The organism is Synechococcus sp. PROS-9-1 (assembly GCF_014279775.1).
Taxonomy (GTDB): Bacteria; Cyanobacteriota; Cyanobacteriia; order PCC-6307; family Cyanobiaceae; genus Synechococcus_C.
On the sequence record NZ_CP047961.1, the window covers coordinates 1,944,915 to 1,967,195 of the forward strand.

At 54.5% G+C, this 22,281-nt stretch carries 25 protein-coding genes; 14 read left to right on the plus strand and 11 right to left on the minus strand.

Features of this window, described 5'->3' with window-relative positions:
• Positions 1-17: 17 nt before the first annotated feature.
• Genes SynPROS91_RS10375 through SynPROS91_RS10385 form a run of 3 tightly spaced genes read right to left on the minus strand, consistent with a single transcriptional unit; the run spans position 18 to position 4,858 of the window.
• Positions 18-299, minus strand: a complete 282-nt coding sequence (locus SynPROS91_RS10375; protein ID WP_186516578.1) for a hypothetical protein — start codon at positions 297-299, stop codon at positions 18-20.
• Complete coding sequence (locus tag SynPROS91_RS10380; protein WP_186516580.1) at positions 296-3,709, minus strand: efflux RND transporter permease subunit; 3,414 nt, start codon at positions 3,707-3,709, stop codon at positions 296-298. The genes SynPROS91_RS10375 and SynPROS91_RS10380 overlap by 4 nt, the downstream gene beginning before the upstream one ends.
• A 9-nt stretch (positions 3,710-3,718) precedes the next feature.
• Positions 3,719-4,858 carry an efflux RND transporter periplasmic adaptor subunit gene (locus tag SynPROS91_RS10385; protein WP_186516582.1) on the minus strand — a complete coding sequence of 380 codons (1,140 nt, stop codon included), beginning with the start codon at positions 4,856-4,858 and terminating at the stop codon, positions 3,719-3,721.
• A gap of 104 nt (positions 4,859-4,962) precedes the next feature.
• Here SynPROS91_RS10385 and SynPROS91_RS10390 point away from each other — a divergent pair, with 104 nt between their 5' ends.
• Positions 4,963-7,158 (plus strand): AAA family ATPase, encoded by a 2,196-nt coding sequence (locus tag SynPROS91_RS10390; RefSeq protein WP_186516583.1) that lies wholly within the window; start codon positions 4,963-4,965, stop codon positions 7,156-7,158.
• Between the two features lie 15 nt (positions 7,159-7,173).
• Here the strand turns inward: SynPROS91_RS10390 and SynPROS91_RS10395 are convergent, their stop codons facing one another.
• Both SynPROS91_RS10395 and SynPROS91_RS10400 read right to left on the minus strand, forming a co-directional pair.
• Positions 7,174-7,695, minus strand: coding sequence for an alpha/beta hydrolase (locus SynPROS91_RS10395; protein WP_186516584.1), 522 nt, complete (start codon positions 7,693-7,695; stop codon positions 7,174-7,176).
• 208 nt (positions 7,696-7,903) lie between these two features.
• Entirely contained in the window at positions 7,904-8,149 is a 246-nt protein-coding gene (locus SynPROS91_RS10400; RefSeq protein ID WP_186516585.1) for a hypothetical protein, read from the minus strand.
• A gap of 9 nt (positions 8,150-8,158) precedes the next feature.
• Between SynPROS91_RS10400 and SynPROS91_RS10405 the strand changes: the two genes are divergently transcribed.
• Entirely contained in the window at positions 8,159-8,308 is a 150-nt protein-coding gene (locus SynPROS91_RS10405; protein WP_186516586.1) for a hypothetical protein, read from the plus strand.
• Between the two features lie 36 nt (positions 8,309-8,344).
• On the opposite strand, the gene SynPROS91_RS10410 is transcribed toward SynPROS91_RS10405, so the two are convergent.
• Positions 8,345-9,001 (minus strand): 4'-phosphopantetheinyl transferase superfamily protein, encoded by a 657-nt coding sequence (locus SynPROS91_RS10410; RefSeq protein WP_255439761.1) that lies wholly within the window; start codon positions 8,999-9,001, stop codon positions 8,345-8,347.
• Between SynPROS91_RS10410 and bcp the strand changes: the two genes are divergently transcribed.
• Positions 9,000-9,467 (plus strand): thioredoxin-dependent thiol peroxidase, encoded by a 468-nt coding sequence (gene bcp / locus SynPROS91_RS10415; RefSeq protein ID WP_186516587.1) that lies wholly within the window; start codon positions 9,000-9,002, stop codon positions 9,465-9,467. The two genes, SynPROS91_RS10410 and bcp, sit on opposite strands and share 2 nt — an antisense overlap.
• Here bcp and SynPROS91_RS10420 read toward each other — a convergent pair.
• Positions 9,460-10,158: a type III pantothenate kinase gene (locus tag SynPROS91_RS10420; RefSeq protein ID WP_186516592.1), complete on the minus strand. Its 699-nt coding sequence runs from the start codon at positions 10,156-10,158 to the stop codon at positions 9,460-9,462. The genes bcp and SynPROS91_RS10420 overlap by 8 nt on opposite strands.
• The gene (locus SynPROS91_RS10425) at positions 10,148-10,957 is read right to left on the minus strand and encodes a phosphoadenylyl-sulfate reductase (protein WP_186516593.1); all 810 of its coding nucleotides are present in this window, start codon (positions 10,955-10,957) and stop codon (positions 10,148-10,150) included. The genes SynPROS91_RS10420 and SynPROS91_RS10425 overlap by 11 nt, the downstream gene beginning before the upstream one ends.
• 4 nt (positions 10,958-10,961) lie before the next feature.
• Between SynPROS91_RS10425 and SynPROS91_RS10430 the strand changes: the two genes are divergently transcribed.
• Genes SynPROS91_RS10430 through SynPROS91_RS10455 form a run of 6 tightly spaced genes read left to right on the plus strand, consistent with a single transcriptional unit; the run spans position 10,962 to position 17,297 of the window.
• A complete protein-coding gene (locus tag SynPROS91_RS10430) occupies positions 10,962-12,155 on the plus strand; it encodes an NAD(P)/FAD-dependent oxidoreductase (RefSeq protein ID WP_255439999.1) in 1,194 nt (397 codons plus the stop codon).
• Positions 12,152-13,852 carry a GTPase HflX gene (gene hflX, locus SynPROS91_RS10435; protein ID WP_186516597.1) on the plus strand — a complete coding sequence of 567 codons (1,701 nt, stop codon included), beginning with the start codon at positions 12,152-12,154 and terminating at the stop codon, positions 13,850-13,852. Before SynPROS91_RS10430 ends, hflX begins: the two co-directional genes overlap by 4 nt.
• An 8-nt stretch (positions 13,853-13,860) precedes the next feature.
• Positions 13,861-14,001 (plus strand): hypothetical protein, encoded by a 141-nt coding sequence (locus SynPROS91_RS10440; RefSeq protein ID WP_186516599.1) that lies wholly within the window; start codon positions 13,861-13,863, stop codon positions 13,999-14,001.
• 5 nt (positions 14,002-14,006) lie between these two features.
• On the plus strand, positions 14,007-15,410 hold the full coding sequence (locus SynPROS91_RS10445; RefSeq protein ID WP_186516601.1) for a TrkH family potassium uptake protein: 1,404 nt from the start codon (positions 14,007-14,009) through the stop codon (positions 15,408-15,410).
• Positions 15,411-15,434: 24 nt separating this feature from the next.
• Entirely contained in the window at positions 15,435-16,139 is a 705-nt protein-coding gene (locus SynPROS91_RS10450) for a TrkA family potassium uptake protein (protein WP_186516602.1), read from the plus strand.
• A gap of 3 nt (positions 16,140-16,142) precedes the next feature.
• Complete coding sequence (locus tag SynPROS91_RS10455; RefSeq protein WP_186516603.1) at positions 16,143-17,297, plus strand: anhydro-N-acetylmuramic acid kinase; 1,155 nt, start codon at positions 16,143-16,145, stop codon at positions 17,295-17,297.
• 7 nt (positions 17,298-17,304) lie between these two features.
• Here the strand turns inward: SynPROS91_RS10455 and SynPROS91_RS10460 are convergent, their stop codons facing one another.
• The gene (locus SynPROS91_RS10460) at positions 17,305-17,616 is read right to left on the minus strand and encodes a hypothetical protein (protein ID WP_186516605.1); all 312 of its coding nucleotides are present in this window, start codon (positions 17,614-17,616) and stop codon (positions 17,305-17,307) included.
• A 137-nt stretch (positions 17,617-17,753) separates the two neighbouring features.
• Here SynPROS91_RS10460 and SynPROS91_RS10465 point away from each other — a divergent pair, with 137 nt between their 5' ends.
• On the plus strand, positions 17,754-18,101 hold the full coding sequence (locus tag SynPROS91_RS10465) for a hypothetical protein (RefSeq protein WP_186516607.1): 348 nt from the start codon (positions 17,754-17,756) through the stop codon (positions 18,099-18,101).
• Positions 18,102-18,158: 57 nt separating this feature from the next.
• Positions 18,159-18,386 carry a hypothetical protein gene (locus SynPROS91_RS10470; protein ID WP_186519715.1) on the plus strand — a complete coding sequence of 76 codons (228 nt, stop codon included), beginning with the start codon at positions 18,159-18,161 and terminating at the stop codon, positions 18,384-18,386.
• Here the strand turns inward: SynPROS91_RS10470 and SynPROS91_RS10475 are convergent.
• On the minus strand, positions 18,364-18,654 hold the full coding sequence (locus SynPROS91_RS10475) for a hypothetical protein (RefSeq protein WP_370586767.1): 291 nt from the start codon (positions 18,652-18,654) through the stop codon (positions 18,364-18,366). The two genes, SynPROS91_RS10470 and SynPROS91_RS10475, sit on opposite strands and share 23 nt — an antisense overlap.
• Before the next feature lie 3 nt (positions 18,655-18,657).
• On the opposite strand from SynPROS91_RS10475, the gene SynPROS91_RS10480 reads away from it, so the two are divergent.
• Together SynPROS91_RS10480 and SynPROS91_RS10485 are read left to right on the plus strand one after the other, a co-directional pair.
• The gene (locus tag SynPROS91_RS10480; RefSeq protein ID WP_186516615.1) at positions 18,658-20,382 is read left to right on the plus strand and encodes an ATP-binding cassette domain-containing protein; all 1,725 of its coding nucleotides are present in this window, start codon (positions 18,658-18,660) and stop codon (positions 20,380-20,382) included.
• A 117-nt stretch (positions 20,383-20,499) separates the two neighbouring features.
• Positions 20,500-20,685, plus strand: a complete 186-nt coding sequence (locus SynPROS91_RS10485; RefSeq protein ID WP_186516617.1) for a hypothetical protein — start codon at positions 20,500-20,502, stop codon at positions 20,683-20,685.
• Positions 20,686-20,703: 18 nt separating this feature from the next.
• Here SynPROS91_RS10485 and SynPROS91_RS10490 read toward each other — a convergent pair whose 3' ends face one another.
• On the minus strand, positions 20,704-21,765 hold the full coding sequence (locus SynPROS91_RS10490; protein ID WP_255440000.1) for a trypsin-like peptidase domain-containing protein: 1,062 nt from the start codon (positions 21,763-21,765) through the stop codon (positions 20,704-20,706).
• 248 nt (positions 21,766-22,013) lie between these two features.
• On the opposite strand from SynPROS91_RS10490, the gene SynPROS91_RS10495 reads away from it, so the two are divergent.
• Positions 22,014-22,271, plus strand: coding sequence for a DUF2973 domain-containing protein (locus SynPROS91_RS10495; RefSeq protein ID WP_186519718.1), 258 nt, complete (start codon positions 22,014-22,016; stop codon positions 22,269-22,271).
• Positions 22,272-22,281 lie beyond the last annotated feature (10 nt).

Genomic DNA, 22,281 nt, shown 5'->3' on the forward strand with positions numbered 1-22,281 from the left:
TTGGGTTCAGGCGTGGGTTATTTCTGTTGCGACCCACGCCTGCCTCGATGGGCATTGGGATGGCGATACACAGGATCAACAGCTTCTTCCTGGAGTTGACGGGTGGTTTCAATCGCAAAACCAGCGAGTCCAGAGGATGTAATCACCATTAAGTAGAACAAGCGCATCCTGCGGAGATCAATCTCAGCTGGGGTGTTCTCAATTAAAACCTTCAAGAAATAGGCAATTGCACTGCCGATTGCGAGTCCAACGGCAATTGCTACCAACACTCTTGAGCCACTGAATGTCTTTTTTGTCATGAGCTCAGCAGAGGATCAGAAGACGGCTTGGCATCGGCCTGGCCTAGAAGCGTCTTCATCACCACGTAAAACACAGGAACCACAAGCGTGGAGAGGAACGTGGCAACCAAGAGGCCACCAAACACAACCAAACCAAGAGAAGACTGACTTTGAGCACCAGCTCCACTCGCCAGCATCAAGGGCAAAAATCCTGTTAAAGACGAAATCGCTGTCATCAGAATCGGCCGTAAGCGAGATTGGGCAGAAAATCGAGCAGCTTCAAGGGCTGAAATGCCCTCGCCCATTTTTTGGTTGGCAAGATCCACAATCAAAATCGCGTTACCACCGGCCAAGCCGATAAGCATCACAAGACCCACCTGGGCATAAATATTGAGAACCTGACCGGCAGCACCAAGAAAGACCAAGGCGCCAAGCAAAGCAGTTGGGACCGTCAGCAAAATGATGATGGGATCTGAGTAGCTTTCATATTGCGCTGAAAGCACCAAGAACACCGCCAAAATGCCAAGAGCAAAAATCACAACGGCCAAGGATCCGGCCTTCACTTCTTCTCTTGAAATACCAGTCCAATCAAAGCCCAAGCCTTGCAAGTTGGCATCTTTAAAGATCGTCTTCATCGCTGTAATCGCCTGACCTGAGCTTTTACCAACAGCAGGTGTTCCATCAATCTTGATTGAACGATAGAGATTGAAGTGAGGAATCACGCTGGGGCCATTGGTGGACTTCACCGTGAAAAACTCAGACAAGGGGATCTGTTCCCCTTTCATGCTGTTCACATAAACCGCTGAAAGCTGCTCAGGAGTAGCCCGGTTGACATCATCAGCCTGCACATAGACACGTCGAACCTTGCCCTCCTGGAACGTGTCATTCACATAGGCCCCACCAAAATTAACGCTAAAGGATTGCATCGCGGCGCCAAAATCAACTCCTAAAGAGGCCATCTTTTCGCGATTCACCTTGATCTCAATCTGAGGTGACTCTGGTGAGAACAAGGTATAGACACGGTTCAGCAATGGATTGGCGTTGGCCGCCTGCATGATCTGACCAGCAGAACCAAAGAATTGGTTCAATCCATAGGCTCCACTGCTTTGATCCAACAACTGGAATTCAAAGCCACCACCAGCGCCATAACCAGGAATCGAGGGAGGCTCCACCACAAACACTCGAGCACCATCAATCGACATCAACAGTTTTTTGTTCAAGCGTTCAACAATCGCCGCTACAGAGTGATCGCTTCCTTTGCGCTCATCCCAATGCTTGGTTCCAAAGAAGAACAATCCTTTGTTTGGAGCATTTCCGTCCAAACTGGCTCCACTAAACAAGGCAGCAGCGGAAATATCATCCTCAGATCGCAACACCTCAGCCACCTTGCGGTTAATCGCAAGGGTCGTCTCGTTCGAAACACCATCAGGAGCCTGCACGAAACCAATGGCATAACCCTGGTCTTCGATCGGAACAAATCCACCGGGGATGCGTGTGAACGCAAAACCAGTGAGCAGGATTCCAGCAGCAAGGGCCGCCATCACGATCGGGCGAGCTTTAAGCACCTGATCAAGAACTTTCGAATAGCGCTTTTCAAAGCCTGAATAAAAACGATTGAAGTGAATGAAGATCTGAGGAACAAACCAGCCCACAACAAGACCGATTCCCGTGAACAAGATCACAGGGATGAGATTGGTCACACCAACAAGAATCAAACCCACAACGGCTCCACCCACAGCTCCTGGCATCCGCAAAGGAATCGATGTGAGCTTCATCGCAACAAAGCCAACCAAGGCGCCAACAACAACTGGAATCAGAACCAATGCGGCGCCATCGCCCGCACTGAGAAGGCCGTAGGCAAAACCAAGAAAAACACCCGCTGTGGCGTATTGCTGTTTGCTCAGCTGCTGTGTGTCCTTCGACAGCAAGAGGGCCGCCAGCATTGGCGAGAACGTGAGTGCGTTGAAGGTTGAGATCCCGATCGAGAACAGGATGGTGGCAGCAAACTGCTTATAAATCGTTCCTGTTGCTCCGGGGAAAAACAACACCGGAAGAAAAACGGCCATCTTCACCAGCGACGTCGCAATCACAGCGCTGAAGAGTTCGTCCATGGTGGCGATGGCCGCCTGAACCGATGTCATTCCTTCTGCTTTTTTGGCCGACGTGTCTTCGACCACCGTGATCGCATCATCAACAACCAAACCTGTTGCCAGAACAAGGCCAAACAAGGTGAGCTGATTAAGGGAGAAGCCGAAGGCGAGCACGAGAGCGAACGTACCGATCAAGGCCACAGGAATGGCGATGGCAGGAACAAGCGTTGCTTTCCAGTTCTGAAGGAATAAGAACAGGATCAAGACCACCAGAATCACTGCGTCCCGCAGAGAATTGGTCACGCCCTTGATTGATTGGTTGATGAAATCAGTCGTGTCGTAAATCACCTGGGTATCAAGACCAACAGGAAGCGTCTGCTCAAATTTCTCGATCACCTCCTTCACGCCGTTAGACACTTGAATGGCGTTACTACCTGACAGCTGATAAACAGCAACACCAACAGAAGGTGTGCCCTTGAGATCCATTGCGTCGACCCCATAGGCCTCTCCACCCAGACTCACGCGACCAACGTTTTTTAGCTTGATCAAACCACCCGAATCGGTCGTTTTTAAAATAATATTTTCAAACTCAGATTCCGTGGTTAAACGACCTTGCAATTGCACAGTAAATGTATATTGCTGACCTTCAGGAGCAGGAGCACCTCCGATCTTGCCCGCAGGGACTAGGCGGTTTTGACTCTGAAGTTGCTGAACAACATCAGTTGAGGTAAGACCATTTGCCGCGAGCTTTTCCGGATCGAGCCATAACCTGAAAGCAACCTTACGGTTGCCAAAATAGGTAACTTCTCCAACTCCAGGGACGCGCTTAATATTATCAGTTAGATTTTTATCTAAATAGCCACTAATCGTTTCAACGCTGTATTCAGTTTTAGAAGGATCACTGTTAACAATATTATAAACAAGCAGGGTAGAGTTTGAGGCTTTATTAACTGTGACGCCCGCCTTGCGAACCTCCTCAGGAAGCTGAGGTTCGGCCAAAGAGACCCTATTTTGAACATTAACCTGGTTAATATTACCGTCAGTTCCACTGTCAAAGGAGACAGAAATAGAACTCACACCATCAGACGAGCTGTTGGAGGTAATGAAATCCATATTCTCCACACCATTAATCTGCTGTTCAAGAACAGTGGTCACACCCTGCTCAACCGAAACAGCATCAGCTCCTACATACGTGGCCTGTACTTTGACCGTTGGAGGGGCAATGTCGGGAAGATTCTCAATCGGGAGGATTGGAATTGCAATCAATCCCACGATCACAATCAAAAGGCTGCAAACGGTACTAAGAACCGGTCGCGTGATGAAATTATTCGATGCTGACATGAATCAACCTCAGTTCTTAGCTGCAGCAGGTTGTGACCCCGCGCGCTGTGTTTTTACCTGAATCGGCATTCCATGCTTGAGATTGAGGAGATTACTTGTAATCACCTTCTCATTGAGTTTCAGACCTTTTGTAATTGGATAACGGTTGTTCTGAATCTCACCAATCTTGACTGGTGTTTGAAGCGCAAACAGGGCATTTTCTGGCAATTTCCCCCTTTCGATGCCTTTACTAATCCGCTCAATGTCAGCCTTGCCTGGATTTGCCTTTAAGTCGGTGAAATTACCAATACGAAAGACAAAGCTTTGCCCTGAAGTTTGCGTCACAGCCGCAAATGGAACTGAGATCTGTTGACCCGATTTCAATTGAACCCTGGTCCGCAGTCGCTGACCACTACGTAGCCTGCCATCATCGTTATTAAATAAGGCCTTCACCAAGAGACCCTGAGTTTGAGGGTTGACTTGAGGATCAATCGACTCAATCTGACTCGTCGCTAGAGGCTTAACCGTGCCAGGCACACTCAAAATGACGGGTTGACCGATGGCGAGACGATCGCCATAGACCGCCGGAACTTCAACCTTCGCCTCGAGAATATTATTTTGAACCACACTGGTGAAGGGCTGGTTTTGTTGCACCACATCCCCAACATTCACCTGAATGTCTGCCACGGTCCCTGCGGTTGGTGAACGCAAATTGCTGTAGGTGAGCTCTGCTTCTAAAGCTTTAACTTTTTCAATAGCTGCAATGTATTTCAGGCGGTAAGAGTCCCGCTGCCGCAGCGAAGCAGCCCCCTCTTTTGCGAGAAATTCTTCGCGCTCCCAGTCAACTTTGGCTGTTGCCGCTCTCGCCCGTTGTTCTGCCAACGCCGCCCTTGCCTGAACCTGGTCCAACACGACGAGCAACTGACCCGCATCAATACGATCGCCCTGAGACACTTTGAGCTCAGTGACACGACCTGATGTTTGCGCAGCTAGCTCAACCAACGTATTGGCCTCGAGCGTGCTCACCGTATCGATATCGTCAGTGAAGGGAGCTTCAAGAACCGATGCTTGCTGGACCGGTAGCGCGGGCCTCTTTTCATCAGAGCCTCCACAAGCACTAACGGAAATTGCGGTTAGGAGCACAGGCAGCAGTGGACGAAAACGCAGCACAAATCCTGTGACGAACGTGCGGATTATGGTCGAACTTGAACCCAGTTTCGGTCCTGATCAGGCAAGAATCCATACACGAAGACCATTCAAGGGAGATTGGTCGGTTGGTTGAAGATCTATTCAGCCACCACGGCAACCAGCGAAGGAGGCGTCAAGCGCCCTTAGCTGACCGTTTAAGGCCCACATCACTCGACGAATTTGAGGGCCAAAACGCGATCCTCGCCGAAGGCCGTTTGCTGCGCAGGGCGATCACCGCAGACCGGGTGGGCAATCTGATCCTGCACGGACCGCCTGGTGTAGGGAAGACAACTCTGGCCAGGATCATTGCCACCCATACCCGTGCGCAGTTCAGCAGCCTGAACGCTGTTCTGGCCGGCGTTAAGGACCTGCGTGAGCAAGTAGACGCCGCCAAGGAGCGCTTGGAGAAACATGGCTTGCGAACCATCCTGTTTATTGATGAAGTCCATCGCTTCAACAGTGCTCAACAGGATGCGCTGCTCCCTTGGGTAGAAAACGGCACTCTCACCCTGATCGGTGCCACCACTGAGAACCCTTACTTCGAAGTCAACAAAGCGCTCGTAAGTCGATCACGCCTGTTTCGACTGCAAAGCCTCGAAGCCAACGATCTGCGTCAATTGCTCCATCGAGCCCTTCAAGACAAAGAGCGGGGCTATGGCAATCGTTCGATCAAGATCACTGCCGATGCCGAAGCCCACATGGTGGATGTGGCTAACGGAGACGCGCGCAGCCTTCTCAATGCCCTCGAGCTGGCGGTGGAAAGCACAACACCTTCCGATCCAGAGGCCACGATTGAGATTGATTTGACCATCGCCGAGGAGTCGATTCAAGAGCGAGCTGTGCTCTACGACAAACAGGGAGATGCCCACTTCGACACCATTAGCGCTTTCATCAAATCCCTTCGCGGCTCCGATGCGGACGCAGCCCTGTTTTGGCTGGCGCGAATGTTGGAAGCAGGGGAAAACCCAAGGTTCATCTTTCGACGGATGTTGATTTCAGCGGGAGAGGACATCGGGCTAGCCGACCCCCAAGCTGTGGTCGTCGTGGAGGCCTGCGCAGCCGCCTTCGAACGCATCGGCCTGCCAGAAGGGCTCTACCCGCTTGCCCAGGCAGCGCTTTACCTGGCCTGCGCCGAAAAAAGCAACAGCACTATGGGACTGTTCGAGGCCATCCGCCTTGTCCGCAGTACACAGAACCAGACGGTGCCAAGCCACCTCCGCGATGCCCATCGCGATGGGGAAGCCTTTGGCGATGGAAAGGGTTATCGCTACCCACACGCCTACAAAGAGCATTGGATTGCACAGAATTACCTTCCCGATGCGCTGCAGGGAGAGGTCTTCTGGACACCGAGCAAGCAGGGGTGGGAGGGAGAACGGCGAGGAAGGATGCTCGAACGTCGTGCTGCTCAGCTCGCCGTCGCAGCAGAGGCGGCCCAAACCCATCCCCTCCTCCTCAGCAGTGGTCCAGACCTACCTGAAATGGAGCGCTGGCTGCATCGACAGCTCGCCCAAAATGATGAGCGTTTGCAAGATCTACAGCAGCGACTCTGGACCCCAGTGACCTTTCAACGCACCGACAGAGTGCTGGTGCTCGGGGGTCGATCCCTGCTTTGGGCCCTGGGTCCACTGAATGCTGTGCAGGAGGGGAGCGTCACCATCCTGTGCAGCAGCGCTGAAGAACGCGCCCGACTTGAAGCACAGGTGGATCTATTGGATCCACTGCATCGTCCCAAACTCCTTACAGGAGGGTTCAAGGCGTTGCAAGCGCTTCCTCAAGACTGGCAATTCGAAGTCGTGGGGGGTCGATTCAGCAGTGATGATCGCGATTGGATCGAATCTCCAACGTTTTGGCAGCAACTCCAATTGAAGCTCTCACCAGGGGCTCAGCTCCACGTCCTTCTCAGCCAAACAGCCATCGGTCCAGCGGCAGCACTCGCAGAGCAATGCCCTGGGTCCAGCAAAGTGCTGTCGGAACTCATCGAGAAGGAACAACAGTGGCTTCTAACCCAGCAGCTTGATCAGCTCGTCCGACAGCAGCTCGAAAACCTCTCAACCGCTGTCATCACAGAGCAGTGGCAGGAATCTCTGTCACTCCCTATTGACGAACGTCTGTTGAAACGCTGGCTGGGAGAGGACCGTCCCTATCGATCTCTGATCAATCGCTGCAGACAGCCAGAAACAGTGCTCACCACACTGCAGCAGCTCCTGCAAACAAAACGGGGAAGCCAACTGCCACAACCCCTGATCCATCAACGACTTGTCTGCACGATGTTGTCGTACTAGCGGCAAGCCATTCGATCACCAGAGGCCGCGATCGGAAGCGTTACGGGTAGCGCTAGGAGCGGTAGCAGCAGGAAGAATCTGCTTGGCTTGCACACAAGCGGGCAGGAAGACGTACCAAGACCTAAGGGATGTTGCCTGAGCGCCATTAAAACCGTACTTACAGACATTCTGAGAACCATCGAAAACACCGTTGTCATTCAGACGGAATGCAACCGGAAGCTGTTTCATGATGCCGGCAGCAGATATCTCGCCGTCAGTGGCGTCAAGAATGATGGCGGAACGCAAAGCGACAACGGCAGTCTTCTGCTTCTTCCAGAAGGGAGAGTAGCTCTTGGTCTGATCCTCCAAGAAAGCAACGCCATCGCTGGAATACAGGAAGCGAGAAACTCCAATGAGATCAACCCCATAGGACTTGGTCATGGCTGCCTGGATTTCTTTAACAGTCCAACCGGAATTATTAATACCAGCCTGAGAGGCAAGAGCCAAAGTGGAGAGCGAGGCAGCGGCAAAAACGCCAGCTAGGAGACGGGTGAGCAAAGACGGGAAATAAACACTTCGACTAAAAGCTAGACAGAGGAAAAGGAAATGCAAAAAAGCCGTGGGTCAAGGAGAAACTATCCAAATCCGCACGAATAAAACCAACAAACTATTGGGCATTTACTCAAACCTATGGAATCTCAAACGCCCTCCATCCTTCGGGACAAACCGCAGCTAGCTGCTCAGTTGAAACAGGCGTTAGGCCTCGTCACTGAACGCATACAAGCTTGGAGCCATTGAAATGCACGATTGCTACGTAGCGTTCACTTCCACGTTTGGGGGTCAGCCATAGGCGCGTACTGCTGGCATTCGTTTCAACGCGAACGTCCACGCTTTCATCGCTGCTCAAACCAAGATCAATCAGTGATGACGCAAATTGTCCCCAGTAAAAGCTGGCGAGCTGGCCGCGAACAAACACCCGAAGCAATGATTCGGCTTGCAGACGTTGATTCAAGGTTGCCTCTTGATCATCGAGCTACTCAATAAGACGCGCATCCGTTGGCAGGCTCGCAGCCCCTGGAGAGGCCACCTGCGTTTGGCTGGTCGCGATCAGGCCAAGGCCCCCAAAAAGAAGGGCGGCCACCATGAGGGAAACGATCGCATCCAAGCTTGAGTCACGCCAACGAGGATCTCGATCCCGATTGAAATTTCAACCTAAGCAGACCGTTGCTCCAATCAAGTTCCTTTCGCAAGCTGACACGATCGCTATGCCCCAGGGCCCTAGTTGGCGACAGTGCGCTGACACCTGAAGACCGCTGGCCTGGTGGCTCGCACTCAGCCCATCGGCTGCCACAACCCAGTGCGATAGATCCTGAGCCAAAGATCCCTGTTGCCACTTAATCGCGGCTTCCTTAATCAGCCAATGCTCCAAAACAGCCTGATGAAACGATTGCTTGGGAAGGCTTGTAAGACGACGCTGCTCGCTCGATTCGTAGTAACGACTCATCAGCGCTTCGGAAGCGAACCGACGATCCAATCGCTCTAAATCAACCCCGACGGGGGCGGAAGACCAGGCCATCAACGCAGATCCCTTGCTATGGCTGAGGCTGACAAATCCCCAACCTGAGGGGAGAGCTGGAGGCGTGCCAGGGGGCGCATGCAAAGGAATCTGCTGCGCAGGCACTCCCCACAAATCACTCAGGCAGGAACGCATCCAGGCACGGGAGCCAAGGAAACGCCGCTGACCGGTCTGGCCCAAGTTGCAAGCCCAGGCTTGTTCCTGATCCGACACGTAAGGATCTGTTGATGAGGCCGGTCCAAGCCACATCACGGTTACGCTTCCGCTCCGGTTGAAGCCTTCCTTCATGACTTTGCAGATCGGCGATCTCGCGCCTGATTTCACACTTCCTGACCAAAACGGAGAGCCCGTGCAGCTGGCCTCCTTGCGGGGACAGCGCGTGGTGATCTATTTCTATCCCAAAGACGCCACCCCTGGTTGCACGAAAGAGGCCTGCAACTTCCGAGATCGCTGGTCATCCTTTAAAGACCATGGAATTCAGGTCTTAGGGATCAGCAAGGACAACGCCTCATCCCATACGCGCTTCATCGCCAAGCAGGAATTGCCCTTCACGCTGTTGAGTGATGAGGATCCTTGCCCCGTTGCAAGCAGCTTTGAGAGTTATGGCCTGAAAAAGTTCATGGGTCGCGAATCCATGGGAATGATGCGTCACACCTTCGTCGTAGACGCAGAAGGACGCTTGGAATTGATTTACCGAAAAGTGAAATCTGATTCCATGGCCGATCAAATCCTCAGTGACCTAGGCATCAGCTGATCAGCTCGACCATCGCCTCCATCACCAAGTTCGGTGAATGAAGCACCTCAACCCCCAACTGCTCCTGAAGTTTCGGGAGCAGTTGGGGGGCATCTCCTCCACAGAGCCAAATCGGCCAAGGGCTTTGGGCATGCGCTTGACGGATAAGGCCCACCAAACTTTGCTGTGCTCCAGAGCGCATGGCTGCCTGCGTCTCGAAAGGGAAAGGCTCCACCTCTTCGCGTTCTAGAACCCAAGGTGAGGTCATGTTGAGACCTGTGGTGGCATCAGCCATCGCGCGCAATTGCAGGCCATAGCCAGCCGCCAACAACCCACCAGAGAACGATCCATTCGCAGAGATCCTGGTGAGGCTGAGAACCGTGCCTGCATCAACCACCAGGACGCCCACGCGATTTTCATTGGCACTCCAAGCTCCCCATCCAGCGAGCGCTCGATCGATCCCTAACCAAGGGGGAATCCCCTGAAGAGGGATTTCACTCAGGTTCAAGCGTCGACTGGACTGCAAACAAGAATGGCTTGGGATCGGCCCCACAGCCGCCCAGGCGAGGAGATCACTGGGTGCATCCAACGCCTCAAGAGACGAGGCCTCATGCTGATAGGTCCACTGAGAAGACCCCCTCTGCTCTGCCCAGTGCCAGCGGCTGTTCCCAATCAGCAAGCAACGGGATGGAAGGTCCTCGCTAGATGCCATCACCCATAACACCCGGCACGTGGATGCCACATTCCTGCTTAAGGCCCGCAAAGCGAGTGTCTCGTCCCGTCGCCTCTAGCCCATCAGGGCCACTGGAATGCCAATCCCCAACGGTGGAATACCCCTTCTCAAACAAGGGATGCTGGGGAAGATCGTTTTCCTGCATGTAATAGAAGACATCTCGTGATGTCCACTCCAACAGCGGCCTCAGGGACCAGCGACCGCGAATGGGATCGAGCGCAGTCATGCTTCGGCGTGTATCCGTCTGTGCACGACGCACACCACTCGCCCAACACGACACCTGCAAACGATGCATCGCTTCTTCGAGTGGCTCCACCTTGCGGATTTTGAGGTAGAGCTCCATGTCCTCAACAACGCCTGATTCCCAGAGGCGGCCATGGAGCGCCTCCATCCGCGCTGCAGACGAAGAGGACTGGGCGATATGGAGATTCAGATCGAAGCGCTGGGAAAGATCCTCGGCGTAGCGATAGGTCTCGGGGGGGAGGTAGCCGGTATCCACCCAGATCACTGGAATGTCTCGGCCTTGATCCATCCCGCTCAACAAGTGGAGCAAGACAGAGGATTGAATTCCGAAGCTCGTGGTCAGGGCAAAACCCGGCCCAAATTGCTCATGAGCCCACAGCAACCTGGCGCGCGCATCCAACGGCTCAAGCTGATGACGCGCCTCATGGAGTTCTCCCGCATCAGCCTTGAGGCCAGCGGCAACGACAGGCTGATTCTTGGAGGTGGAGACATCCCTCATCTCTCCATCTTCCAACGCCGAGGGGCATGGTGTCATGTCTATGGTTTCAAAAACCACCTTTGAAGTTCTGACTTCTGACACCACCATGCACAACGATCCAATCATTGTTGTGGGCGGTGGCTTTGCAGGTCTAACAACAGCTCTAGCGCTCAGTAATCAAAGGCCCCGTCCACCGTTATTGCTGATTGAACCGCGACATCAATTTCTCTTCTTACCCCTTCTCTACGAGCTTCTCAGCGGCGAAATGAAGAGCTGGGAGGTTGCTCCCAGCTACGACAGCCTTCTGCAAGGGCGACGCATTCCCCACCTGGATGACCGGGTGACATCGATTAACACGGAGCAAAAATCTCTACAAACCAGCCGCGGCCAAGTCCTGAAATACAGCCAGCTGGTGCTCGCCACTGGCTCTGAGCCCGATGACTTTGGGATCACAGGAGTCAAGGAGCATGCCTTGACCTTCCATTCCTTGACAGATCTACCTCTCCTCAAAGATCGCCTTCAAAGTCTTCGCAATCGTGCATCAAAAGACGGGGCACTGGTCATCGTTGGAGCGGGAGCCACAGGCGTTGAATTGGCTTGCAAACTCAGCGACATGCTGGATGGATCCGCCACCATTCACCTCGTTGAATTGGGGGACAGCGTTCTCTCACGATCCCGAGCCTTCAATCGCGAACAAGCACAAAAGGCACTGGATCAAAGGGGGGTGCGTCGTCACCTCAACACCCGCGTGACCTCTGTATCAGCCCATGCCGTAGAGCTGCTTGAAAACGACGTACCGCAATCTCTCAACCATGACGGTTTGATCTGGACGGCAGGGACCAAACCGGTGCTGCCCAACCTGACTCCCATCCCGCCCCGTGAGCGCGGGCTGCTCTGTGTTGATGAAGGGTTGCAATTAACGACAGACCCGAATGTGGTTGTGCTTGGGGATGTCGCCTGTCATAACGATGCAGAGATCCCATGGCCCCGCTCTGCGCAATCGGCGCTCCAGCAAGGAACGGCGGCAGCTCGAACGCTTCAAGCCATTCGCATGGGTAAGGCAGTTCCCAGTTTTCACTTTCAAGATCTTGGCGAGATGCTCAGTCTTGGCATGGGAGATGCATCGATTACTGGCATGGGACTAACCCTCGCCGGCCCTCTCGCCTATCAGATGCGGCGACTCACGTACCTGGCCCGAATGCCAGGGCTCTCCTTGGGCTTGAGGTCTGCAGGCGCCTGGCTGGTTCCTTCTTGAAGCAGGCTCACCTAGCAGGCCGAACCAATGGCCTACGCCCATCACTGCACCGTCAGCTCGAGCGTCTCAGCCAGAGGAGGCACCCAGGCCTAAGCGGCGCCGATCCGCTCACCTTGGAGCGACTGTCTGAGCTGGTGCTCGATCTAGGTCAGCCGTTGCATTTGATCGTCGATGAACGGGGACTCTGCCGACTGCTCTGGGTTGGCCCCCTGAGCGAATCGGAACAACTACGCAGCCATCTCCCTGGAGGACCACGACGGATCAAGCGACGCTGGAGGTTGATCAGCAGCTTGCAAGGCAAGGCTGGGACCGACCTGAAGCCCGATGGCAGAGATGCCGTCGTCGCCCTCGACCTCAAGCCCGACAGCTGGCTTCGCTTTCAGGCATCGCCTTCCACAGGGGGTGGGCATGTGGCTTCGCTTTGGCAACCAGATCCAGGACATCCTTCCGGCTGGCATCAAGCTGAACTTGGCACTCTCAAGGAACTTTGCGACCGTCCTGCCCCAGAAACCTCAAAGGATCTTGATTCCACCCAAACTGCAACGGCTCCCTCTGACGTGCAAGAACGCGTCTTGCTGCTCATCCTCACTGGTGCTGACACAAAGAGGAGCGAAAGGGATCTGGCTGAATTGGAGGGGCTCGTTCGTAGCGCAGGTGCACTGCCCGTTGCTGTCTGCCGGCAGCGGCAGGGACAACCCAACCCTCAGACCCTCTGGGGCACTGGAAAATTACAAGAGGCGGCGCTCGAAGCGAGACGCCATCAAGCCACCCTCGTGATCACAGATCGGGAACTTTCTCCCGTTCAAGCCAGGAATCTGGAGTCACTCATTGACTGCCCAGTGATGGATCGCAGTGAATTGATCCTGGATATTTTTGCCCAACGAGCGGCGAGCGCAGCTGGACGTCTTCAAGTTGAGCTCGCTCAATTGCGCTACCGACTTCCGAGGTTGAAGGGCCGCGGCCTCAGCCTCTCGCGTCAAGGGGGAGGGATTGGCACGCGCGGACCAGGTGAAACCCAATTGGAAAAGGATCGCCGTGCGATCAGCCGTCGCATTGAACATCTCGGGAGATCAGTACTCCAGCTAGGCGCCCATCGCGCCCGCTTGCGCGACCGCAGAGACGGCCTACCTCGCGTCGCCCTTGTTGGTTATACGAATGCTGGCAAATCGTCTCTTTTGAATGCGCTGTGCTGCCGAAATCCAGGGCTTGAGGTTTTAGCGGAGAACAAGTTATTCGCCACGCTTGATCCCACCACGCGAAGACTCAGCCTTCCCCAAACATCAGCGGCACCGAAAGAACTGCTCATCACGGACACCGTGGGATTCATTCGTGAACTTCCCAAACCACTGCTGGAAGCTTTCAGAGCCACATTGGAGGAAACACGCGAGGCCGATCTGTTGCTGGTGGTGGTGGATCTCGCAGACCCCGATTGGCAATCACAATTGGAGGCGGTTCATCAACTCTTGGATGGCCTCAGCTGTGACCAACTGCGCAAAGTGGTGGCCAATCAAATCGACCGTTGCGAGGCTTCGGCGATCGATGCGATTCGCACTCTCGAACCTGATGTGATCTACCTATCAGCCACGGAGGGTACGGGATTGAAAGGTCTGCGAAACTGGCTTGAAAAGCAGTTCTGGGTCGGCGCAACACCCCCTGTATCCATCACCCAAAAGACGTCATTTCCCGACCATGGCTGAGCTAAACCATGGCTGAGCTCATCGCTAATGATCACCAGGTCAACCCCCTCGTCACCTTGGCCCTAGCCCCCCTAGCCCTAGGCCACCCTGGCCTAATCCTGGCGCTCAGGCGTCCTGCAAGGATCGTCTTGCCACCGGGAGGCAGGTAAGCGCGATGCCGATCCCCTACGCCATTCACCGCACTCAGGCCTGGTACCGCCGCCTCACGATTCCTCAGTTCACCGTTGTGACGGGGCTGCTTGTCATCGCAGCAGGCACAGTGCTGCTCGCCACCCCACTGTGCTCAAGCTCCAGAGTGGGCCTATGGGAAGCCTTCTTCACAGCAACATCAGCAGTCACTGTGACAGGGCTTTCGATCATCGACATCCGCGAAGATCTAACCCGCCCCGGGCAAATCGTGCTGGCCATGATGATCATGCTCGGCGGCCTGGGATTGATGGCGGTCACGACGTTTCTGCAGGGATTTGTGGTTCGAGGAACCGCTCTTCGGCGTCGTCTCGATCGTGGTCAAACCCTCGATGAGTTTGGGGTTGGGGGCGTAGGAACCACCTTTCGCGGCATTGCACTAACCGCCGTGGTGCTGATCTTGATTGGGGCGTTCCTGCTCTATGTCTTTGGGTTCACAGACATTGCTCCTGGAGGAGAACGCCTATGGGCGGCCCTCTTTCACAGCATTTCTGCTTACAACAACGCCGGCTTTGGGCTCTGGAACGACAGTCTTGAGACGTACCGCACCAACAGCACGGTGAACGCAGTGATCATGGTGTTGGTGGTCCTGGGAGGACTGGGATGGCGTGTCACCAATGACCTATGGATCAATCGCCATCGGCTTAGACGGCGGCATCTCAGCCTGCACACTCGCCTCGTTCTGCGCACCTCTGGTCTTCTCATCCTGATCGGGACCTTCGGATTAATGCTGACGGAATCACTTTCGAGGGGCCATGTGCTCACAGGGATGGGTTGGGGTGAACGGTTGATGAGCGCCCTTTTTGAATCGGTGAGTTCAAGAACCGCTGGTTTCACCACGGTGCCCCTCTCTCTAAACAGCATTTCCGATTCAGGCCTGTTGTTGGTGATGACCCTGATGTTCATCGGTGCGAGTCCAGGCGGAACAGGTGGCGGGATCAAAACCACAACGGTGGCAGCCCTCATGGCCGCTACACGCTCAACACTGCGAGGTAATAACGATGTGGTGATTCGCCATCGACAAATCTCAGACAAAGTTGTGCTGCGCGCTTTGAGCATCACGGTGGCCTCCCTGCTGTTTGTGCTCGGGATGGCTCTGTTACTGGCATTAAGTAGCAATCTCAGCGGAGAAGAACCTTTCACTTTCCTGGAGCTGGTTTTTACGTGTATTTCCGCCTTTGCCACCGTTGGATTAGATCTAGGTGTTACGCGCCAACTGGCTCCTTTTGGTCAGTTTGTACTTGTGATGGGAATGTTTGTGGGACGACTGGGCATCCTTTTACTTTTAAGCGCCATTTGGGAGAGTTTTAACCGCGGCCATCTGCAGCGCGAGAATCGTGTTGGTTATCCCCGTGAGGATCTCTATGTCTGATCACCGATTCATGGGAGCAGGGCAGTGAAGGAGTGGTGGCATTGGTCCCAATCCAACCAGGCAGAACCTTCAAGCTTTGGGATTGTGGGCTTGGGTCGTTTCGGAAGTGCTGTCTGCAAGGAACTGATGCAAAACGGTGCTGAAGTTCTTGCTGTCGACCGTTCTTCAAAGGCCATCGAGGAACTCCGCCAACTCGAACCGTCGATCGAAGCGCGCATTGTGGACTGCACCGATGAGGAAGCGCTTCGTGAAGCGGGGATCCTCGATATGGAAACCGTGGTTGTCGCTATCAGCGAACCGATCGAAGCCAGCATTACGGCCACCCTGATTGCCAAAGACAGTGCAGGCAGCAAAGTTCGTCGCGTGATTGCAAGAGCCACTAGCGATTTGCACGAAAAAATGCTCAAGCGAGTGGGTGCCGATCGGGTCGTCTTTCCCTCCCGAATGCAGGGAGAACGCTTGGGTGTGGAATTGGTGCGCCCCAACCTGATGGAGAGACTTGAACTCGATAAGCATCATTCAATTGAAGAAATCAAGGTGCCAGGCCGGTTCGTGGGCCGCTCGCTTCGAGACCTAAACCTGCGCAAGAATTTCCGAGTGAATGTTCTTGCGGCAGGTCCCGCAAAAGAACTCATGGTCAACCCACCGGCGTCCCATGTCCTTCAAGACGGGCACGTCCTCGTGGTGATGGGTTTAACCGACGATCTCCAAGAGCTGCCAAAAACCTGAGCCATGCGCGTTCTCGGTCTGATGAGCGGCACAAGCGCCGATGGCGTGGATGCTGTCCTTGTCGAGCTCTCGGGGTCCGCCGAACATCCCCATTGGACACTGCTGCGGTCAGCGTCGCTGGACTATCCAGCTTCGACACGGCAACTGATCTTGGCCGTAGGGCAAGGCGAAGCCAAAACCGCGTCCTCGCTCCTCAATCTCTCCGAGACAATCACCAAGATTCAGGCCGCAGCCGCTTGTCAGTGCGACCCGGAAGGACAAGCGCAGCTGGTGGGATGTCATGGCCAAACCCTTTGGCATCGCCCACCCGAAAACGCTGAAACTGGCGAACTTCAGCACGGAGCAAGCTGGCAGATGTTGCAAGCACCCCTGCTGGCACAACTGCTGAAAAGCCCAGTGATCTTTGACTTTCGGGCTGCTGATCTCGCCCTTGGAGGCCAAGGAGCACCACTTGTTCCCAAAGCTGATGCGGCCCTTTTGGGACGAACTAAAGGCTGGAGAGTGTTGCTCAATTTGGGTGGCATCGCCAACCTCACCCTCATTCCACCCGACGCAGGTCCTGATCGGCTCCTTCCCGTCAGGGGCTGGGATTGCGGGCCTGCGAATAGCTTGATCGACCTAGCGATGGAGCAGTTCAGCGAAGGGAAGGAAAGCTACGACGAGGGTGGCCGCCTTGCGGCGTCAGGTCACTGCGATGAAGCACTGATTCTTCGCTGGCTCACTGAGCCTTACTTCCAGCTCAGCCCTCCCAAGTCCACAGGTCGTGAAGCATTCGGGCGAGCTGACCTAACAAGACGCCTGCAGGAGATGCAAGGACAAGCGATTGCCGATCAAATCGCAACGCTCACAGCCTTCTCAGCAGCTGCCGTAGCGAAGGATCTACAACAGCTCTCCAACCAGAACCATCCCCTCCCCATCGAGCTCGTAGTCGCAGGCGGTGGCAGCCAGAACCTCACGTTGATGAGAGAACTCAACAGACGCTGCCGAGGCCTCAGGGTTCGTGATAGCGACGAGCTACAACTTCCCAGTCAAAGCCGCGAAGCCATGGTGTTTGCTCTTTTGGCGTGGTGGCATCACTTGGGATATCCAGGAAATGCACCAGCAATTACGGGTGCAAAGCATGAGGCCGTCCTCGGAGTACGCGTCAATCCGGCTTGATCTCGGATTAATTCGGGCGGTAAAGCCTGACCCGACGCGGTGCACCCCGTAGCCGACCGGTTTGCTTCGACTCCAGAGCGTTGCGCAATTGCTCTGTTGACGACTGATTTGCGTCCGCAACTGGAGCTGCCTCCTGCCTGTCGCCTCCCTGTTCGTACCGCTGAACCCCTTGTTGAATCAACACCTTGGCCATGTTGCTGACCGTGCGCGATTCATCCTCAGCCAATGCAGTCAAGCGGAGGCAAAGATCTTCGGGGAGCACCACCTGAATACGAGGTGACTTTGGCTTCCCACTGGATGAATTTTGGCGAGTGGGCACGACCCAGAAAGAGGCAGAGCTACTTAAAAGTGTACAGAGATGTGCAAGGGTAGTATCCAGCACTATGCTGCTGTCATTGATCAGATCTCTGATCCATCAGCAGGCCAGGCCCTCGGCCGACCCATTCCAGGAGTGCCATGCCCCATTCGCAAAGCCCGGACATCAGCTCCCCCCAGCTACCAAGTCGCAGCAAACCTGTCGCCCGTAAAAGCAATCCCCAAAGCAACGTCCCTCGAAAGAGTCGACGCCCGAGCCGCACCCCTGAGAACAGCGAGGTGCTCGTCTCGGGCGTCATCAGCACCTATTTGCTCACCCACCTTCATCACGTGCTCCAACGCGCTGAATACAGCGCCGTCCAAGACGGACGCCGATCACAAGCAGCGAATTACGCCCAGCTGCGCAAAGTGCTTTGCATGGATGCCCGCAGCATGGAAGACGCCTCAGCCTCTGGGCTCAAGGCAACGGAGCTCGACCAAGCTGCATAGAGAAGGGATGGCAGTTCGTGATGGCGTGAATAAGGTTTCGTCAGAAGCATCACGATGATGTCCAACGCAGCTGCGCTGTACGCACGCATTGAGAATGATCAAGAGCTCAGCAAGGGGTTATTCAGGCAGGCACTTCAAAATCCTTCAGGAGCTCTCGATTCCATCTGTGAAATCGGCAATCAACTCAACTTGCCTGTCACGCTCCAAGAGGTGAAGGATCACCTCAATAGCCTCGACGACGAGATCACCAAGCAATGGCTGATCAAGGCGAGGGGAGGGCTTTAATCTCAGCTGCTTCTATCGAGTCTTTGGACTCCCTGGATTGATCAGAGATCGATTGATCAGAGGGCGCTAAGAGTGGTTTGGGTGCCGAACGTTCTCGCACGCCTTCTCCTCCAGCCCAACTAAAAAACAACCAATAACTAATCACGGCAAGACCGGCTGCCACCACAAGGGCCGTGACCTGCTCCAGTCTTCGCATTGAGCCTGCTCCCAGCTCCAGCAGTCTGCCTGGAAACCCCGGCACGGGATGATGGGTTTCCCCTGCCTCCACTCCGTGCTGCGACTTGAGCGAGTCGGCAAGATTTATCCCACCGGAGAAGTTCTGCGGGATGTGACCTGGGAGGTCAAACCCGGAGACCGGATCGGCCTCGTTGGCGTGAATGGGGCGGGGAAGTCAACTCAGCTACGGCTGATTGCTGGCATGGAAGAAGCCAGCAGTGGGCAAGTCGTGAAACAAGGCGAGCCAAGAATCGCTTACCTCCAGCAGGAATTCGATGTCGACCCCAGCCGCACGGTGCGAGAAGAGCTGTTTCAAGCCTTTGGGGAGGCCGCCATTGTTCTGGACAAACAAAAAAAAGTTGAATTGGAGATGGGGTCAGAACGTGCAGCGGCAGACCCCGATCATCTCGATGAGCTCATTCACGAACTAGGGCGGCTGCAGACCCGATTTGAAGGACTGCATGGCTACGAGCTCGATGCACGCATCGACAAATTGCTCCCAACCATCGGGTTCAAGCTCGATGAGGCAGACCGCCTGGTTTCGGACTACTCCGGTGGCTGGCAAATGCGCCTTGCACTGGGAAAAATTCTCTTACAAGACCCTGATCTTCTTCTGTTAGACGAGCCAACCAACCATCTCGATGTCGAAACGATTCAGTGGCTCGAGGGATATCTCATCGAACAAAAAGCTGCACTGGTCGTGATCAGTCATGACCGCACGTTTCTGGATCGTGTCTGCAATCAAATTGTGAGCACGGAGCGAGGCGTATCGAGGGCCTACTTGGGCAATTACACCTCGCACCTCGAGCAAAAAGCTCTCGAGCAAGAAGCCTCACAAGCAGCTTTTGAACGGCAGCAGAAAGAGATCGCAACCCAACAGGCCTACATCGATCGATTCCGTGCCAGTGCAACGCGCAGCACCCAGGCAAAAAGCCGAGAGAAACAGCTCGACAAAGTGGCGAGGGTTGATGCCCCGGTTGAGTCAGTGAGTGGGCCCAGTTTCCGCTTCCCCCCCGCACCACGATCTGGAGCTCAGGTGGCTTTGATCGAAAACATGACCCATTGCTATGGGGACAACATCCTTTTCATGGAAACTGATCTCGAAATCGAGAGAGGTGATCGGATCGCCTTTGTCGGTCCCAACGGAGCCGGAAAGTCCACCCTGCTCCGATTGATCATGGGGGTCGAAACTCCCGATGAAGGTTCAGCAAGGCTCGGGGAACACAACGTCATTGCCAGCTATTTCGAACAAAACCAGGCCGAAGCCCTCGATCTCACCAAGACGGTGATCGAAACCATGTTCGAAGCCGTTCCTGATTGGACGCAAACTCAAGTGCGCTCATTACTGGGGAGTTTCTGTTTCAGTAATGACAGTGTTTTCAAAGACGTCGGCAAACTTAGTGGCGGAGAGAAAGCACGCCTTGCTCTTGCTCTGATGTTGCTCAGTCCCTGCAATTTGCTGGTTCTCGATGAACCCACAAACCATCTCGACATTCCTGCCAAACAGATGCTTGAAGATGCGCTATGCGCCTATGAGGGAGCAGCTTTATTGGTATCGCATGACCGTTATTTCATTTCACGTGTAGCAAACCGGATCGTAGAAATTCGCGATGGAGAACTCGTGATCTATCGAGGAAATTACGACTATTACCAAGAGAAGAAGGTGGAGGAAAAGGCCGAAGCGGAGGCAAACCGGCTGATTGCCGAGAAAGAAGCCAAACGCAAGGCGAACAACGCAAAGCAAAAACAGCGAGCCTCTCGCAAAAAGAACGCTGCGTAGCAAAGCTTCTCGGCGATCGCAAGACGAAACTTCACACTTGGTTAGGCAGGAAGACTCATTTCCCTTTACCAGTTCAGTTGGTGTGGATAGGCTGACATCATTGATCCCCGGTCGGCCATGAACAACACGCAATCACGTCATGTCACTACCGCTGGAACACCTGCGTCCATGACTGAAAGCGCTGAGCATGCAGAGACCTGGGACGCGGTTGAGACCTACTTCGAGTGCATCACAACATGCTCCCTCGATGATGGTGAATGCATCACACAGTGCGTAGAACAACTCAAAGACACAGACAGCTAATTAACAACTATGAGATGGCTATCGACGTAAAGATCTCATCTCAACTGGTGTGATTGACAGAGTAATATGTTGACCAGATCGCAGCACATCAAGATTCAAGGGGCGATCTACTCCATGCCGATCAATCGCCGAAACAACTTCAGCAGGATTGCTAATCGATTGTCCATCGATCGACACGATCACATCGTCGACTCGCAAGTTTCCACGATCTGCAGGTCCACCCGGCACAACTGATCGAATCACTGCTCCAGGAGGAGCACTCGATCCAGGTGTGGGTGCAGGAACCGTTGAAAGGCCTATACCCACCATGGGGTGACTCGCCCTTCCCTGCTTGACGAGCTGACTGGCGATCGACCTTGCCCTGTTGATGGGGATCGCGAAACCGAGGCCTGCTCCTGGTCCTGAGCGCACGAGGGTATTGATTCCAATGACATCACCACGGGCGTTCAACAACGGGCCACCCGAATTACCAGGATTAATCGCAGCGTCTGTCTGGATGAGATCCAGACGCTTTCCTGAAATCCCCAGTTGAGACATGTTGCGATTGAGGTTGCTGACAATCCCCATCGTCACTGTGTTTTCAAGGCCAAAAGGATTTCCTACAGCGATCGCCCAATCCCCCACTTGAAGACGATCTGAGTTGCCCAAGGGAGCCGTAGGCCATGGCCCCCTGGTTTCCAACTGCACAACTGCCAAGTCGGTCAGGGAGTCTTGTCCAATCACCCGACCAGCAACTCGTCTGCCATCAGGCAGTCCCACCATCACTCGATCCGCATTCTCCACAACATGAGCATTGGTCAGGACCAACCCTTGTTCATCAAAAATCACGCCGCTGCCCTGCCCGCGCTCTACCCGTGAACGCGGGGCCGTTTGAGCTTGCATCCCAAAAAAACGGCGCAGGAATGGATCCGCCATCAAGCTCCGAGGGAGCCCATTTCCACCAGCCGTCCGGACAGTTCGCTGCGTTTCAAGCGTGACAACAGCCGGTCCACTGCGAGCGACTGCTTTCGCAACGAACGACGTTGGGGCGACAGCCTGTGAGGCAGCCGAAGCGAAGGCTCGCGGCGGTTGCATCAGCATCCCTGGAAACGTCAACGCACCAGCGCAAACCAATGGGAGCAAAGGGTTAGACACCGCCATGGCCGCGATTTCATCAATGATGTGAGTCACCGTGACCGTAGGCAGTGAATGCCTACAAGAACAGACCCATTTCCAGCGATTTCATGACTGGATGCGACCAGGGTCAGCAAAATCAGCACCCCTTTTTTTAAAAAGAGCGATGATGGGTGAGATGGTTCGGCCCATCTCCGAGTTCAGCGGTGATTGCCATGCTCAGCAGCCTGTTTCCTCTCATCTATGGACTGATCTTCATCGTCCTCTTGTGGCAAGCCTTTCGCGTGATGGGACGCGGCTTCAGCGCTGCTGGCAAACCGCTTGTCGCGGAAAAAGTCGACCGGACAGGTCGCCTGACGATTCATCCAGAGCTGCTTGATGGCGAAGGACGCCTCACCGAAGAGGATCTTTTGACGGTGCGTTTTGGTGGCGATGGTGAGCCGCCAAATCCAACTTCGAAGGCCGGTGAATAGGTTGGGTTAA